This is a genomic window from Pantoea phytostimulans, from assembly GCF_046118715.1.
GTDB classification, from domain to species: domain Bacteria; phylum Pseudomonadota; class Gammaproteobacteria; order Enterobacterales; family Enterobacteriaceae; genus Pantoea; species Pantoea phytostimulans.
In genome coordinates, this window is the sequence record NZ_CP173698.1 from 3,833,254 (window position 1) to 3,847,954 (window position 14,701).

The window sequence follows — 14,701 nt, forward strand, 5'->3', positions numbered from 1 at the left end:
TATTATGTTAATCAAAATGTTGACCAAGGTTTTTGGTAGCAGCAATGATCGTACTTTACGCCGTATGCGTAAGGCTGTTGATGTCATCAACAAGATGGAGCCAGATTTTGAAAAGCTCTCTGATGATGAATTGAAAGCTAAAACTGTATTATTCCGTGAGCGTCTGGCAAAAGGCGAAACGCTGGAAAGCTTAATTCCTGAAGCCTTTGCCACAGTACGTGAAGCGAGTAAGCGCGTATTCGGTATGCGTCACTTTGATGTCCAGCTGATTGGCGGCATGGTGTTGAATGACCGCTGTATCGCGGAAATGCGTACCGGTGAAGGTAAAACGTTGACGGCAACCTTGCCAGCTTATCTGAATGCGTTAACCGGTAAAGGCGTTCACGTGGTCACGGTGAATGACTATCTGGCGCAGCGTGATGCCGAAAATAACCGTCCGCTGTTCGAATTCCTTGGCTTGTCCGTCGGTATTAACATGTCAGGCTTGCCGGCTCATGCTAAACGCGAAGCGTATGCGGCTGACATTACTTACGGCACCAACAACGAATATGGCTTCGATTATCTGCGCGATAACATGGCGTTCAGCCCGGAAGAGCGCGTACAGCGTAAACTGAATTATGCGCTGGTAGATGAAGTGGACTCCATCTTGATCGATGAAGCGCGTACGCCGTTAATTATTTCTGGCCCTGCCGAAGACAGCTCTGAGCTCTACACCAAAGTTAATAAAATCATTCCGCACCTGGTTCGTCAGGATAAAGAAGACACTGAAAACTTCCAGGGCGAAGGTGATTTCTGGGTGGATGAAAAGGCGCGACAGGCGCACATGTCTGAACGTGGTTTAGTCAAAGTGGAAGAGCTTTTGGTTAGCCAAGGCATCATGGATGAGGGCGAGTCTCTGTATTCGCCAACCAATATCATGCTGATGCACCACGTTACCGCTGCGCTTCGTGCCCACGCGCTGTTTACCCGTGATGTAGATTACATTGTGAAAGATGGCGAAGTAGTTATCGTCGATGAGCACACCGGGCGTACCATGCAGGGACGCCGCTGGTCCGACGGCCTGCATCAGGCTATCGAAGCGAAAGAAGGTGTTGATATTCAGAACGAGAACCAGACGCTGGCCTCAATCACTTTCCAGAACTACTTCCGTATCTATGAAAAACTGGCTGGTATGACCGGTACAGCAGATACCGAAGCATTCGAATTTAGCTCAATATACAAACTGGATACCATTGTCGTACCAACCAACCGCCCAATGGTGCGTAAAGATCTGGCTGATCTGGTCTACATGACTGAGAAAGAGAAGATTGATGCAATCATTGAGGATATCCGTGAGCGTACCGCAAACGGACAGCCTGTATTGGTGGGTACCATCTCCATTGAAAAATCTGAAGTTGTTTCTAATGAACTGACGCGCGCAGGCATTAAACACAACGTGTTGAACGCCAAATTCCACGCCCGCGAAGCAGAAATCGTGGCGCAAGCGGGCCAGCCAGGCGCGGTAACGATCGCCACTAACATGGCGGGTCGTGGTACAGACATTATGCTGGGTGGTAGCTGGCATGCTGAAGTCGCTGAGCTTCAGGATCCAACAGAAGCGCAGATCGAAGAGATTAAAGCCGCATGGCAGATTCGCCACGATGCAGTGCTGACCTCAGGCGGTTTGCACATCGTAGGTACAGAGCGTCACGAATCTCGCCGTATCGACAACCAGCTGCGTGGGCGTGCGGGTCGTCAGGGTGATGCGGGTTCATCACGCTTCTATCTGTCGATGGAAGATGCGCTGATGCGTATTTTTGCCTCGGATCGCGTGTCAAACATGATGCGTAAATTAGGCATGAAGCCTGGCGAAGCGATTGAACATCCATGGGTAACAAAAGCGATTGCTAATGCACAGCGCAAGGTAGAAAGCCGCAACTTCGATATTCGTAAGCAACTGTTGGAATATGATGATGTTGCTAACGATCAGCGCCGCGCAATTTACAGCCAACGTAATGAACTGCTTGATGTTTCTGATGTGAGTGAAACCATCAACAGCATTCGTCAGGATGTGTATAAAACCACCATCGACACCTACATTCCACCGCAGTCGCTGGAAGAAATGTGGGATGTCCCTGGTCTGGAAGAGCGTTTACGCACTGATTTCGATCTGGAACTTCCTATCGCTGAATGGTTAGATAAAGAACCCGATCTGCATGAAGAAACGCTGCGCGAACGTATCATGACGCATGCTATGGAAAACTACGCTGCGAAAGAAGAAGTGGTTGGCGCTGAGACAATGCGTAGCTTCGAAAAAGGAGTAATGTTACAGACGCTGGATTCACTGTGGAAAGAGCATCTGGCAGCCATGGATTATCTGCGTCAAGGTATTCATCTACGTGGTTACGCGCAGAAAGATCCTAAGCAAGAATATAAACGCGAATCCTTTGCTATGTTCGCAGCAATGCTGGAATCACTGAAATATGAAGTGATTAGTACGCTGAGCAAAGTACAAGTTCGCATGCCAGAAGAAGTTGAAGCGATGGAGCAGCAGCGTCGTGAAGAAGCTGAACGTTTGGCACAGCAGCAGCAGCTTAGCCATGTTGACGATGAAATCTTAGCGAAAGAAGAGCTGGCGCAAGAGAGCGGTGAACGCAAAGTTGGACGTAACGATCCCTGTCCATGCGGCTCGGGCAAAAAATACAAACAGTGTCATGGGCGTCTGGCCTAATAAGCACTAAAAGAAAAAGGAGCCAATGGCTCCTTTTTTTTATCCCTATTTCTGCAACTAACTGTATGCCTTGGCGCTGGATAACAGCAGGTCTTCATTAAGCCTGACGCCATGATAAGGGATAGTGACCAGCAGGCCATCCGGTAATTTGTGGCGTTTTAGCAGGGCGCGGCTTTGAAACAATAATTGGTGATAATTATTATCGCTAATACCGTAAGCGCGCTCATTCCAGACAATTGAGATGATTTGTTGTTTAGAAGTGACTTTCATAAGCAGGCAGTTAAAGAAACGTTTTTGGGCATCGTTTAACGGGATGACAATGTTGCCGGGATGCCATGTCAGCTGATTATGGACACTGTCGAGGGTCAGAATGTCATGAAAAATCACCTGCCGGGCGGAATGTATCTCTCTGGCGGTGTTGTGGGCAATGTATGTAAGCATGGGATTAACCGTTGCGCAGTCTAGTGAAACAATAGGTAAGTGCGAGTATTGCTAAACATCTGGAGCAACGTCATTGCGACCTGTCTTGTTTGATTTCATTACAGTGCCTAAAGCGTTTAACTTCCTTTAAGCCATGTTTTAAAATCACGGCTCATTCAGCTAAAACTCTGGGATATCATTCATGAAACACCTGCAGGTCGCGGTAGGTATTATTCGCAACGCCGACAAACAAATTTTCCTGGCCCAGCGTGCAGCGACCTCATATATGGCCAACAAGTGGGAATTCCCCGGTGGCAAAATTGAGGCTGGGGAGAGTGCTGAACAAGGATTGATCCGTGAGTTACTAGAAGAAACCGGTATTGAAGTGACTGAAGCTCAAGCTATTGGTGAAGCGGATCATACCTATGAAGATCTTCGCGTCACGCTACACTTTTTCTTAGTGGAAGGCTGGAAAGGTGAGCCGTGGGGACGAGAAGGGCAACCGCAACGCTGGGTTGAACAGCATGCGCTGGTGGCTGATGAGTTTCCAGCGGCCAATCATCAGTTGATCGCACGCCTGATTGCGGGTGAATTCTAAAAGTGGGGCATTATGCCCCACTTAACGTTAATGCTCTTCTTCGCTCCAGTTATCACTGTCGTTCAAATCGCCGTTACTGGGAATGCGTTTCTCTTCTGCGGCCCATTCCCCTAGATCAATGAGCTGGCAGCGCTTGCTGCAAAAGGGCCGCCACGGGCTCAGCTCGTCCCAAATAACATCTTTGCCACATTGTGGGCATCCCACGGTCATAATTTCTTCTTGCATGTTCACCTCTAACAACAGGCCAGTTGAAAATCGAGTCGAGCGGGCACTTCACCTCGTTCGGCATCAAATGGCATAAAACGGATGGCATAACGGCTTTTATGGCCGGAAACTTGCGGATAAAGCGAATCTTCCAGCAGCAGCTGTAGACGCAGTAAATCTGCGCCTTCGGCATTATCCTGATAAAAACCATTTAGGCTGGTTTGATGGCGAAATGCACCTGACTGGCGAATCAAATCAAGGATCATCGCCAGGCTGCTACGCAATGGCACCAGCGTTTCAAGCCAGTCATCAACCTGGGAATTGCGTATTTCCTGCGGCTGATGCAACCAGATATGTAAGCTGGGCAGGTCGAAGCTGCAACAACCGCCAGGAATACTCAGGCGCTGGCGAACCAGTCCAATCAGACGATTTTCACGCAGCTGTTGCCCCATGCGTGGCGCATGCATAAGCTGAGTTGATTGCATTTTCAGCGTATCGCGTAATGAGTCTACCAGCGTCATATCGACGCCCGGTACATCAGCCCATGCCCGTAATTTCAGTTGCTGCCGCTCCAGCTCTTTCAACAGTTCTGTACGCATATCACCGCGTTCAAATATATCCAGCAGTTCGCCAATCAGGCGAAAGAAATTTAGCGCGCTGGTGGTATTGCTGAGCGGCACGCTTTCTAATAGTTGATTAATAAGGAATTCAACGCGTAGCCAGGTGCGCATTTTTTCATTCAGTGGGTGTTCAAAAAGAACGACTGTACTCATGATGTTAATCCTGTTGCGTTGCCGCTAACGCCAGATAGCGTTGATGGAGTTCGGCAACTTGCGGCAGCGCATCTTCCGGTGCGCCGCTATTATCAATGATGTCGTCAGCACAGGCGAGGCGCTGTTGGCGCGTGGCCTGTGCTGCAAGAATATTTTTTGCCTGCTCTAAGGAAATATTATCGCGCAGTTGGGTGCGTTGGAGCTGCGTCGCTTCATCAACATCAACGACTAAAATGCGGTTAGCTTGATGCTGCAACTGATTTTCTACCAGTAGCGGCACCACCCATAAAACGTAAGGCGAGCGGGCTTGAGCCTTAAGCTGCTGCGTTCGGGCATTGATCAATGGGTGTAAGAGACTGTTAAGCCAATGCTTCTCTTCTGGTGACTGAAAAATGATTTCGCGTAAATGTGCGCGAAAAAGAGTGCCTTGCTCAGTTAGCAGCGATTTGCCATGGCGTTCAACTATGGCCTGCAAAGCAGGTGAGCCTGGCTCAACCACCTCACGGGCGATCACATCGGCATCAATAATTGTTACGCCCAGCGCCGCAAAGCCATTAGCAATGGTGCTTTTTCCGCTACCGATACCACCGGTCAGCGCTACGGTATAAGGCATAAGGTTCTCTCAATCACGCTGGTAGACGCTGAATCATCGTTAAGTTCTTTCTCTAAAACGCAAAAATGCGCGGCAGATCACTTTCATGTTTTTCAGCTAAATTTATCGGATTGTAGCTTAAATAAAGTGAAATTCGCAGTCTTGCAGCAGGATGATTAGCGCGTATCATCATTTCACTGGAGCCGTGCTTGCTTCGCGAACTGCGGTTCGTTGCCACTAACCAGGACATTATTTATGCGTATCGAAGAAGATTTGAAACTGGGCTTTAAAGATGTATTGATTCGTCCCAAACGTTCTACGTTGAAGAGTCGTTCTCAGGTTGAACTGGAACGCAACTTCACCTTCAAGCATTCAGGCTTGAGCTGGAGCGGTGTACCAATTATCGCAGCCAACATGGATACCGTAGGGACTTTCCTGATGGCAGAGGCACTGGCCAGTTTCAATATTCTTACCGCCGTTCATAAACACTATAGCGTTGATGATTGGCGTGCCTTCGTTCAACGTGTGCCAGTCTCAATTTTGAATCACATCATGGTTTCAACCGGCACCTCTGATGCCGACCTCAACAAGCTTGTTGCGATCATGGCACTTTCAGATGATCTGCAATTCATCTGTATTGATGTCGCGAACGGTTATTCGGAACACTTTGTCGAATTCTTGAAACGTGCGCGTGAAACCTTTCCGGGCAAAACGATTTGTGCCGGGAACGTGGTAACAGGTGAAATGGTTGAAGAGTTGATACTTTCTGGTGCTGATATCGTTAAAGTCGGTATTGGCCCCGGTTCTGTTTGTACCACTCGTATGAAAACTGGCGTGGGCTACCCGCAGCTTTCTGCAGTGATTGAATGTGCTGACGCCGCGCACGGCTTGAGTGGACAAATTGTTAGTGATGGGGGTTGCGCTGTGCCGGGCGACGTTGCTAAAGCGTTTGGCGGCGGAGCAGACTTCGTCATGTTAGGCGGCATGCTTGCTGCGCATGATGAATGTGAAGGCAGCGTTATAGAAGAGAACGGTGAAAAATTCATGCTGTTTTATGGCATGAGTTCTGAATCTGCTATGAAACGTCATGTTGGCGGTGTAGCGGGTTACCGTGCCGCTGAAGGTAAAACCGTGAAATTACCGCTGCGCGGGCCAGTTGAAGAAACCGCACGCGATATTCTGGGTGGTTTACGTTCAGCCTGCACCTATGTCGGTGCCGAACGGTTGAAAGAGCTGACTAAACGCACCACCTTCATTCGTGTTGCTGAGCAAGAAAATCGCGTATTTAATCGTTGATGTAACGGGGCGCGTTCTCCAGCGCGCCCTAATGCATAGCATCGCCCAGACCAAAAACCGGTAAGTACATGGCAATGACCAGCGTGCCGACAATTCCCCCAATAATGACCATCATCATTGGTTCCAGTGAGGCTGCGAGGCTATCTGCGCGGCTCAATGTTTGATCTTCATGCCATTCAGCCAGACGCGCCAGCATGACATCTAATGCACCAGCCTCTTCGCCAACACGCACCAATTGGCCACACAGTGCGGTAAACAAGGGATGATTATCGAGTGCCTGATGCAGTGGCTTTCCTTGCGAAATATGCTGTTGCAGCCTCTCAATGGCTTCGCGCCAGAGCAATGAGGAGAGCGTAACCTGCACAGCCTCCAACCCTTGCAGCAATGTCAGCCCGGCTTGTTGGGTTAGCTGCAAAATCGTGTACACCTGAGTCAGTTGGCTGCCACGCCACAATCCTGCCAATATTGGAATGCGTAAAAGCATACGCTGTTCGTAACGCTGCCAGACGCTTGAACGACGCCGTAACTCTCGCCAACCCAGCAAAATGAACATGAACAGGAATGTCAGCGGTAAGCCCCATGACTGCAAGCCGGTGGAAAGTTGCATGACTGCTGCGGTAAATGCGGGAAGGGGAGCATCAAAGGATGCGTAAACGGAGACAAATTCAGGCAGCACGAAAAGCAGCATCCCACACGAAACCGCGATAGCCACCATTAAAATAAACAGCGGATAACGTAGCGCCTTGATCACTTTACTCCAGAGATGTTGCTGCCGAGCCTGCTGGTGTGCCAATTGCGCGCAACATATATCCAGCTGGCCGGTTAATTCTCCCACCTCCATCAATGCAGGAAAAAGTGGCGGGAAAATCTGCGGCCAGTCACGTAATGCCTGCGAAAAAGGTTCACCCGATAACACACGTTGCTGAAGCGCTACAAGCAAGGCTTGCCAGCCTTTATGCGGATGCCCTTCAGCAAGCAGTATTAATCCTTCTGAAAGGGGCAATCCTGCTTTTAGTAGCGTCGCAAGTTGACGAATCAGATCTATTTTCTGCTGCCATTTCCAGTCGCGCTGGCACCAGACTTTATCTCGCTTCCAGTTGATTGGCAGCAGATCGTTTTCAGTCAGATCCACAAGCAGTCGATCACTATTAAGCGCCAGGCTTTTGCCACTTTGCAGTTCGCCTTTACTGTCGACGGCTTGCCAACTGTACAGACACAGATTAGCCATCGTCGAGTCCTATCACGCGTTGCATTTCCTCTAACGAGGTATCGCCCCGGCTAACGGCTTCGAGTCCTGCCGCTAGCAGCGATCGCATTCCTTGCTGTTTTGCCAATGCCAGCAGGCTATCAAGCGGCATTTCAGCGGCAATAGCGTTCTGAAGCTTGGCCGTAACAGGCAGCAGTTCAAACAGCGCCAGTCGACCAAAATAGCCGGAAAAACAGTGATCGCAGCCGGGTGCTCGCCAGGTTTGTAGCGTGCCAGGCCAAAGTTCCGAGGGATAATGCGCGACTGCCTGCGCAGGCTGGCGGCAGTGTGGACATAAGCGCCTGACTAAGCGCTGCGCAACAATCAGGCGCAGCGCAGAGCCCAGCAGGTAGCCAGGAATCCCCATTTGGCGCAATCGCGTCAATGTTTCTGCGGTGGAATTAGTGTGAAGCGTCGATAACACCAAATGTCCGGTTTGTGCCGCCTTAACGGCGATTTCTGCCGTTTCTGCATCACGTATTTCACCCACCATAATGACATCGGGATCCTGACGCAGCAGGGCACGCAATACGCGGTTAAAATCAAGGCCACACTTGGGGTTAATCTGCGTCTGATTAATCCCAGGCAGCGGGATCTCAATGGGATCTTCAACGCTGCACACATTTTTCTCTGGCTTATTAAGGGCGCTCAGCCCGCTATACAGCGTAAAAGTTTTACCGCTGCCGGTGGGGCCAGTAACCAAAATCAAACCTTGTGGCTGTGCTAATGCGCTCGTGATAAGGCGTAACTGGGCGGCTGGCAAGCCCAGTTTATCCAGCGACAAAGCGGCATTTTCACTTTGAAGCAGGCGCACGACCGCTTTTTCGCCACGGTTGATGGGTAACGTGGACAAGCGAAAAGAAGCCGGTTTGCCTTCGATCTCCATGCTGAATTGCCCATCTTGCGGTAAGCGACGCTCAGCGATATCTAATCCACCCAAAATTTTCAACCTCGCTAACAGCGCTGCAGGTTGAGTATCTGGCAATGAGGAGAGCGGATGAAGGACGCCATCAATGCGTAACCTGATCCTTAAACCATGCTGCAAAGGTTCAATATGAATATCTGAAGCGCGTCGCTGCAGCGCCTGACGCAAAATCTGCTGCGTGGCTTCAATGGCTGATTCGGTTGGCGTAGCTTCACGGGCAACTAACGGCTGCTCGGCATGCTGAAACTGATCCATCCGCGCCTGCGGCCAGCACTCAATCTCAATCTGACACTGGCTGGCAAAATGCAGTGCTTCAGCCAAGCCTGAAGGAACCGATTCGGTAACCGCTACACGTAGCTGTGTCGCATCGTGGTGTAACACAATCGCCTGATGGCGCTGGCACAGAGAAGTGATTGCATTCTTAGACTTTTTCATCGCCAGCTCCTTTATCCGCGAAGCGGAATTGCGCCAGGCAATTGTCACGCAGGCTGGTATTACTGCTGGTACAGCTACGCTGCCAGTTAAGGCCTCCTTCATTGCTGTCCCAAATCGGTAGCATCTCTACGCTCAAGCCGTTCAGGCTTTCCTGGCCTGACAGCGTAATGATGCCATTGGTTACGCTCAAAGAAGAGACATAGCGCGAGCCTTTGGCAGCAGGAATGCCGCGCTGCCCTGCCTGGCATTGCGTTGGCCCTCCACGTTCGATGGCACAAAGTTCTACCGCCGTTTTATAGGGCACCATGGTTTGCAACATGTCGGTAAGCGCTGCACGTTGCAGATAGTTTTGATAAGCGGGGAGGCCGATGGCGCTGAGGATGGCAACAATGCCCACCACAATCATCAATTCGACCAAGGTAAAACCACGTTGAGCATTCATTGCATGTCTCCTGAATAAGAAGGAGACAGCCTAAAAAATATCGCAGGGTCAGCGACAGCGGTGTCTTTAGCGGATGGATGTTATTACGCAGGCAATCAGTGATGTTGCAGGTAAAAGAGCAGAGCGGTGGAAGCGAGCCCGCAAAATGAGCCGGAACAGGCGTCCGGCTTCGCGGTCTATTTTTGTTGAAAACGCATAGAGAGGTCGAGCGCACGCACGTGTTTAGTCAATGCGCCGACAGAAACATAATCCACGCCGGTTTGGGCGATTTGTGGCAGCGTGGTTTCGGTAACGTTGCCCGATACCTCAAGCAGCGAACGGCCATGCGTAATTTTGACGGCTTCACGCATTTCATCAAGGCTGAAATTATCCAGCATGATGATATCGGCTGCGGCGTCCAGCGCCTGGTTCAATTCGTCTATAGATTCAACTTCGACTTCTACCGGCACATCAGGGTGCAGCCAGAAGGCTTTCTCTACCGCCTGACGAATTGAGCCGCTGGCAATAATATGATTTTCTTTGATTAAAAAGGCATCCGACAGACCCAATCGATGATTATTACCGCCGCCGCAAAGCACCGCATATTTCAGCGCAGTACGCAGGCCGGGCAACGTTTTTCGTGTATCCAGCAGCTGTGTTTGGCTGCCTTCCAGCAACTTCACGTAACGGCTGACTTCACTCGCCACGCCTGAAAGCGTTTGGACGAAATTCAGCGCGGTACGCTCAGCAGTCAGTAACAAGCGAGCAGAACCTTCAATTTCGAACAGCAGCTGATCAGGCACCACCGCCTGACCATCTTCTATATGCCAGGTCAGGGAGACGTGTGAACCCAGTTGGTTAAACACCTCTTCCACCCAGCGTTTACCACAGAAAACACCGGCTTCCCGTGTGATTACTTGTGCATGGGCTTGAGTATCTGCTGGCAAAAGCTGAGCAGTAATATCACGCTCGCTATCGATATCGCCGCCAAGATCTTCCTGCAAAGCACGTGCAACGGCTTCGGGGATATCATTTTCGATGCGCTCAATCAGCGCCTGACGGCGGCTGTCTGGATCATAACGACGCGTAGACATAAGCGTTTTGCTCCAAAAGGGTCAATGAATGTGGCGTTCACAATAGCCTGAAAGGCATATTCATGCCAGCAAGGAGAAGGGTTTTGTTTAGTATCCTTAACTTGCATATTGTCCTGGCCTCAGAATCGACGCATTAAGACGCAAGAATCCCTTAAAATACATGTTATTCTCAGCCAGGTTTGTATAAGGAAATCGGCATGAAAATTGAACAAGGTTGGCTGAGCCATGCGCGTCGGGTGCCCTCGCCACACTGCAACGATCGTCCTGCAGAGGAAGCGCCTTCATTGTTGGTGATTCATAACATCAGCTTACCGCCGGGCGAATTTGGCGGTCCGTGGATTGATCGCCTGTTTACCGGCACCTTGCCTGCGGATGCGCATCCTTATTTTGCCGATATTGCGCACCTCCGCGTTGCGGCACATTGCTTGATTCGCCGCGATGGCGAAATTGTTCAATATGTCTCTTTTGATAAGCGCGCCTGGCATGCAGGCGTTTCGCAGTTTAGAGGGCGCGATAACTGCAATGATTATTCGATCGGTATTGAGCTTGAAGGCACCGATGTTGAGCCTTATACCGAAGCACAATATCAATCATTACAGCAGGTAACGCAGTTGCTGATGCAAACGTATCCGCTGACGCCATCGCGGATTACCGGGCACAGTGATATCGCGCCAGAACGTAAAACTGATCCCGGTCCTGCTTTTGACTGGGAATACTATAAGCAGCTGTTAACGCAATAAAAATTCTGACTTTCCTGGAGTCTGTATGACGTTGTTTACCTTGTTATTAGTTTTAGGCTGGGAGCGCCTGTTCAAACTGGGCGAGCATTGGCAGTTCGATCATCGACTTGAGCCTCTGTTTCGTCGTCGGCAGCACTTTTCAATGATGCGTACGCTGCTCATGATGGTTTTAGCGATGGCGATAACAGCACTGGTGGTGTGGAGCCTAAAAGGGCTACTGTTTGGCGTGGCGCAACTGCTGTTCTGGATTATGATCGGTTTGTTGTGTATTGGCGCAGGCTCGGTGCGATTGCATTATCACAACTATTTAAAAGCGGCTAGCCACGACGATGCCGCTGCGCATCAGGCAATGGCTGCAGAATTAACACTTATTCACGGGGTGCCGGTTGAATGCAGCGAGCGCGAGTTTCTGCGGGAACTGCAAAATGCGCTGATCTGGATTAACTTCCGTTTCTACCTCGCTCCGCTGTTCTGGTTTGTGGCAGGTGGCGCGTGGGGGCCGGTTTTGCTGGTGGGATACGCTTTTTTACGTGCCTGGCAAAGTTGGTTGGCAAAACATCAAACACCGATGGCGCGAGCGCAATCAGGTGTTGATGGCATTTTGCATCTTGTGGACTGGATCCCGGTCCGACTGGCGGGTGTCGCTTATGCCCTGCTAGGACACGGCGAAAAAGCCTTGCCGGCCTGGTTTGCTTCGCTGACCGATCGTCACCGTTCGCAATATCAGGTATTAACCAGCCTGGCGCAGTTCTCGCTGGAGCGTGATCCGCATACAGATAAAGTTGAAACGCCACGTGTTGCGGTGGCGTTAGCCAAGCGTATTTCGCTGGTGTTAGTTGTCGTTGTGGCGTTGCTAACAATTTACGGCACGTTAGTGTAATCGGCAGGCGGTACACCAAAGTCTGGTGTGCCGTCTTCTCGCCACTCAATGTATTTCAGCCGCGTGTGGCGGTTTGGGTCCCACAGCGGGTCGCCCTCAATTTCGGTGTAGTTACGTGCGTGATACACCAGCACATCCCGGCCTTCCTCATCTTGCGTGAAGCAGTTATGCCCCGGACCATATTGATGGTTATCCCAGCTTGAACCAAATACTGGACGTGCAGATTTGTGCCACGCTTCAGGCTGTAACAGCGGTGCATCTAATGCTATCGATAACAGACCCATACAGTAATTTTCGTCCGTTGCGCTAGCAGAATAACTGACAAAAAGTCGCTGGCCATGGGTAATCACCGCAGGTCCTTCGTTTACGCTAAACCCGGCACATTCCCACTCATATTCAGGGCGGCTTAGCATCACTGGCGTGCCTTTCAGCGTCCAGGGATTGAGCAATTCAGCGAGATAGAGGTTGGAGTTACCGGGAATCGTCGGATCTTTTTGTGCCCAGAGATACCAGTTTTTTCCCTGATGAACGAAGTGCGTGGCATCTAATGAAAAGCTGTCAATGTGGGTGAAAACGCGACGGCACGGTTGCCATTGACCGCTGAGAGGATCGGCGTCGTCGCAGACCAGCGCATACATACGATGCTGAAACAGCCCATCTTTGATGTCACGCGTTGGGGCTGCGGCGAAATAGATTACCCATTGTCCATTAATATTATGCAGTTCAGGTGCCCAGATCAGTTCGCTGCATGGGCCGCTTTCCGGTTTGCGCCACACCACAACAGCTTCAGCATCACGTAACCCTTGCAGCGACGAGGCCCGTCGAATCTCTAAACGATCATATTCCGGCACCGACGCGATGAAATAATAGTGCTGCTGATGAAGCAAAATGAAAGGATCAGCGCGCTGCTCGATAAAAGGATTCGGCAAGATAGTGCTCATTTTACTTCTCCAGTTTGAGTGGCGACGCCGTCGCGTTGATGAAGCGGTTGTAAATCACGGAAGTTTTCTCGACGCAGAGCCAGATCGGCCTGAATGGTTTGCATCATTTTGCGGTCTACCTTCATCAGGCGAACCACACCCGCAGTAATCAAGTAGCCTACGCCGGGAATCACAGTGAACAGCAATATGATGCCGTTGACGGCTTGCGGAGATTGCTGTTTAGCGCCGGCATCGTAGCCATAAAATGACAACAGAAAACCCACCATCGCGCCTGCGACCGCCAGGCCTACTTTCAAAAAGAACAGATTGCCGGAAAAACTCATCCCGGTAATACGCTTGCCGGTTTTCCATTCACCGTAATCATCAACGTCAGCCATTAATGACCAGTGCAACGGCGAAGGAATCTGATGCAGGATATTCAGCAGGAAGTAGGCGACCACCACCATGACAGTGGCGTGCGGATCGATCCAATAAAAGCCGCAGGAAAACAGTGCCAGCGCGATATTGGTCCAGAAAAAGACTTTGAGTTTGCACCAGCGATCGGTCAGTACTTTTGCCAGCGTGCTGCCCAACATCATGCCAATCACACCCAGACTGATGAAAATCGTAGCGAAATGCGTGCTTTGTCCCATCACCCACGTCACGTAATACATGGTTGCGGCCATGCGAATGAAGCCAGGGCAAACATTGCAGAACGTGAGCAGCAAAATGCGCACCCACTGATCGTTTTTCCAGACGTCGCGCATATCCTTTTTCAAATCGTCATGGCTCGGAACGGCGGGGTGGATGCGTTCACGCACGTTCGCAAAACAGAACAGAAACATGCCCAGCCCAATCAGAGCGAGTACGCCCATCGCCATTTGATAACCGCGCGCTTTGTCCTCTCCACCAAACCATTCCGCCATAGGGAGCAAAGAGAGCGACAAAATCAGTGTCGCAATTCCCACCATCACGAAGCGGTAAGACTGACAGGAAACGCGTTCGCTGGGATCGTTAGTAATGACGCCACCCAGTGAGCAGTAAGGGATATTTATCGCGGTGTAGGTTAGCGACATCAGGAAGTAGGTGACGAAAGCCCAGATCACCTTGTATTCGTAGCGCCAGTCCGGCGTAGTAAACATCATGACGCTGAACAACACATAAGGTACGGAAATCCAGAGTAGCCATGGACGGAAACGTCCCCAACGGCTTTGAGTGCGGTCAGCAATGGCACCCATAATCGGATCGGTCACCGCATCCAGTACGCGAACTGAAAGCAATAACGTGCCCACCAGCGCGGGGGCCAGGCCAAAAACATCGGTATAGAAATAGTTGAGGAATAGCATGATGGCACCGCCAATCATGTTACATCCGGCATCGCCCATGCCGTATCCAAGCTTTTCTCGAAATGAGAGGGCTGCACCTTTCATGGTCTTCTCCTGCGCAT

At 50.6% G+C, this 14,701-nt stretch carries 15 protein-coding genes; 5 read left to right on the forward strand and 10 right to left on the reverse strand.

Going from position 1 to position 14,701, the window contains the following annotated elements; all coding sequences use genetic code 11:
- Positions 1-4 precede the first annotated feature (4 nt).
- Positions 5-2,710 (forward strand): preprotein translocase subunit SecA, encoded by a 2,706-nt coding sequence (gene secA, locus ACF2G4_RS17755; protein WP_215847630.1) that lies wholly within the window; start codon positions 5-7, stop codon positions 2,708-2,710.
- A 57-nt stretch (positions 2,711-2,767) separates the two neighbouring features.
- On the opposite strand, the gene ACF2G4_RS17760 is transcribed toward secA, so the two are convergent.
- Positions 2,768-3,151, reverse strand: coding sequence for a response regulator (locus ACF2G4_RS17760; protein WP_332625645.1), 384 nt, complete (start codon positions 3,149-3,151; stop codon positions 2,768-2,770).
- Between the two features lie 181 nt (positions 3,152-3,332).
- Between ACF2G4_RS17760 and mutT the strand changes: the two genes are divergently transcribed.
- Complete coding sequence (gene mutT / locus ACF2G4_RS17765; RefSeq protein WP_215847628.1) at positions 3,333-3,728, forward strand: 8-oxo-dGTP diphosphatase MutT; 396 nt, start codon at positions 3,333-3,335, stop codon at positions 3,726-3,728.
- A gap of 27 nt (positions 3,729-3,755) precedes the next feature.
- Here mutT and yacG read toward each other — a convergent pair whose 3' ends face one another.
- From yacG to coaE, 3 genes are read right to left on the reverse strand one after another with little or no spacing between them, the layout of a single operon-like run.
- Positions 3,756-3,953: a DNA gyrase inhibitor YacG gene (gene yacG / locus ACF2G4_RS17770; protein WP_243078595.1), complete on the reverse strand. Its 198-nt coding sequence runs from the start codon at positions 3,951-3,953 to the stop codon at positions 3,756-3,758.
- Between the two features lie 8 nt (positions 3,954-3,961).
- Entirely contained in the window at positions 3,962-4,705 is a 744-nt protein-coding gene (gene zapD / locus ACF2G4_RS17775) for a cell division protein ZapD (RefSeq protein ID WP_215847626.1), read from the reverse strand.
- A 4-nt stretch (positions 4,706-4,709) separates the two neighbouring features.
- On the reverse strand, positions 4,710-5,318 hold the full coding sequence (gene coaE / locus ACF2G4_RS17780; protein WP_243078594.1) for a dephospho-CoA kinase: 609 nt from the start codon (positions 5,316-5,318) through the stop codon (positions 4,710-4,712).
- A 234-nt stretch (positions 5,319-5,552) separates the two neighbouring features.
- Here coaE and ACF2G4_RS17785 point away from each other — a divergent pair, with 234 nt between their 5' ends.
- Positions 5,553-6,593: a GMP reductase gene (locus tag ACF2G4_RS17785; protein WP_215847625.1), complete on the forward strand. Its 1,041-nt coding sequence runs from the start codon at positions 5,553-5,555 to the stop codon at positions 6,591-6,593.
- A 28-nt stretch (positions 6,594-6,621) separates the two neighbouring features.
- Here the strand turns inward: ACF2G4_RS17785 and hofC are convergent, their stop codons facing one another.
- The 4 genes from hofC to nadC form a co-directional block, all read right to left on the reverse strand.
- Positions 6,622-7,821, reverse strand: a complete 1,200-nt coding sequence (gene hofC, locus ACF2G4_RS17790) for a protein transport protein HofC (RefSeq protein ID WP_243078592.1) — start codon at positions 7,819-7,821, stop codon at positions 6,622-6,624.
- Positions 7,814-9,199, reverse strand: coding sequence for a type II secretion system protein GspE (gene gspE, locus ACF2G4_RS17795; protein WP_243078591.1), 1,386 nt, complete (start codon positions 9,197-9,199; stop codon positions 7,814-7,816). The genes hofC and gspE overlap by 8 nt, the downstream gene beginning before the upstream one ends.
- Positions 9,186-9,641 (reverse strand): prepilin peptidase-dependent pilin, encoded by a 456-nt coding sequence (gene ppdD / locus ACF2G4_RS17800; protein WP_409075239.1) that lies wholly within the window; start codon positions 9,639-9,641, stop codon positions 9,186-9,188. The genes gspE and ppdD overlap by 14 nt, the downstream gene beginning before the upstream one ends.
- A gap of 176 nt (positions 9,642-9,817) precedes the next feature.
- Positions 9,818-10,714 (reverse strand): carboxylating nicotinate-nucleotide diphosphorylase, encoded by an 897-nt coding sequence (gene nadC / locus ACF2G4_RS17805; protein WP_332625637.1) that lies wholly within the window; start codon positions 10,712-10,714, stop codon positions 9,818-9,820.
- A 197-nt stretch (positions 10,715-10,911) separates the two neighbouring features.
- On the opposite strand from nadC, the gene ampD reads away from it, so the two are divergent.
- Positions 10,912-11,454: a 1,6-anhydro-N-acetylmuramyl-L-alanine amidase AmpD gene (gene ampD, locus ACF2G4_RS17810; protein WP_243078588.1), complete on the forward strand. Its 543-nt coding sequence runs from the start codon at positions 10,912-10,914 to the stop codon at positions 11,452-11,454.
- Positions 11,455-11,479: 25 nt separating this feature from the next.
- Positions 11,480-12,334 carry a beta-lactamase regulator AmpE gene (gene ampE, locus ACF2G4_RS17815; protein ID WP_215847619.1) on the forward strand — a complete coding sequence of 285 codons (855 nt, stop codon included), beginning with the start codon at positions 11,480-11,482 and terminating at the stop codon, positions 12,332-12,334.
- On the opposite strand, the gene ACF2G4_RS17820 is transcribed toward ampE, so the two are convergent.
- Both ACF2G4_RS17820 and ACF2G4_RS17825 read right to left on the reverse strand, forming a co-directional pair.
- Positions 12,316-13,275: a family 43 glycosylhydrolase gene (locus ACF2G4_RS17820; RefSeq protein ID WP_243078587.1), complete on the reverse strand. Its 960-nt coding sequence runs from the start codon at positions 13,273-13,275 to the stop codon at positions 12,316-12,318. The genes ampE and ACF2G4_RS17820 overlap by 19 nt on opposite strands.
- Positions 13,272-14,684, reverse strand: coding sequence for a glycoside-pentoside-hexuronide (GPH):cation symporter (locus ACF2G4_RS17825; RefSeq protein ID WP_215847617.1), 1,413 nt, complete (start codon positions 14,682-14,684; stop codon positions 13,272-13,274). The genes ACF2G4_RS17820 and ACF2G4_RS17825 overlap by 4 nt, the downstream gene beginning before the upstream one ends.
- Positions 14,685-14,701: the final 17 nt, after the last annotated feature.

Coding starts and splice junctions, on each gene's coding strand:
- secA (WP_215847630.1), top strand. CDS start 5: ATGTTAATCAAAATGTTGACCAAGGTTTTTGGTAGCAGCAATGATCGT.
- ACF2G4_RS17760 (WP_332625645.1), bottom strand. CDS start 3,151: ATGCTTACATACATTGCCCACAACACCGCCAGAGAGATACATTCCGCC.
- mutT (WP_215847628.1), top strand. CDS start 3,333: ATGAAACACCTGCAGGTCGCGGTAGGTATTATTCGCAACGCCGACAAA.
- yacG (WP_243078595.1), bottom strand. CDS start 3,953: ATGCAAGAAGAAATTATGACCGTGGGATGCCCACAATGTGGCAAAGAT.
- zapD (WP_215847626.1), bottom strand. CDS start 4,705: ATGAGTACAGTCGTTCTTTTTGAACACCCACTGAATGAAAAAATGCGC.
- coaE (WP_243078594.1), bottom strand. CDS start 5,318: ATGCCTTATACCGTAGCGCTGACCGGTGGTATCGGTAGCGGAAAAAGC.
- ACF2G4_RS17785 (WP_215847625.1), top strand. CDS start 5,553: ATGCGTATCGAAGAAGATTTGAAACTGGGCTTTAAAGATGTATTGATT.
- hofC (WP_243078592.1), bottom strand. CDS start 7,821: ATGGCTAATCTGTGTCTGTACAGTTGGCAAGCCGTCGACAGTAAAGGC.
- gspE (WP_243078591.1), bottom strand. CDS start 9,199: ATGAAAAAGTCTAAGAATGCAATCACTTCTCTGTGCCAGCGCCATCAG.
- ppdD (WP_409075239.1), bottom strand. CDS start 9,641: ATGAATGCTCAACGTGGTTTTACCTTGGTCGAATTGATGATTGTGGTG.
- nadC (WP_332625637.1), bottom strand. CDS start 10,714: ATGTCTACGCGTCGTTATGATCCAGACAGCCGCCGTCAGGCGCTGATT.
- ampD (WP_243078588.1), top strand. CDS start 10,912: ATGAAAATTGAACAAGGTTGGCTGAGCCATGCGCGTCGGGTGCCCTCG.
- ampE (WP_215847619.1), top strand. CDS start 11,480: ATGACGTTGTTTACCTTGTTATTAGTTTTAGGCTGGGAGCGCCTGTTC.
- ACF2G4_RS17820 (WP_243078587.1), bottom strand. CDS start 13,275: ATGAGCACTATCTTGCCGAATCCTTTTATCGAGCAGCGCGCTGATCCT.
- ACF2G4_RS17825 (WP_215847617.1), bottom strand. CDS start 14,684: ATGAAAGGTGCAGCCCTCTCATTTCGAGAAAAGCTTGGATACGGCATG.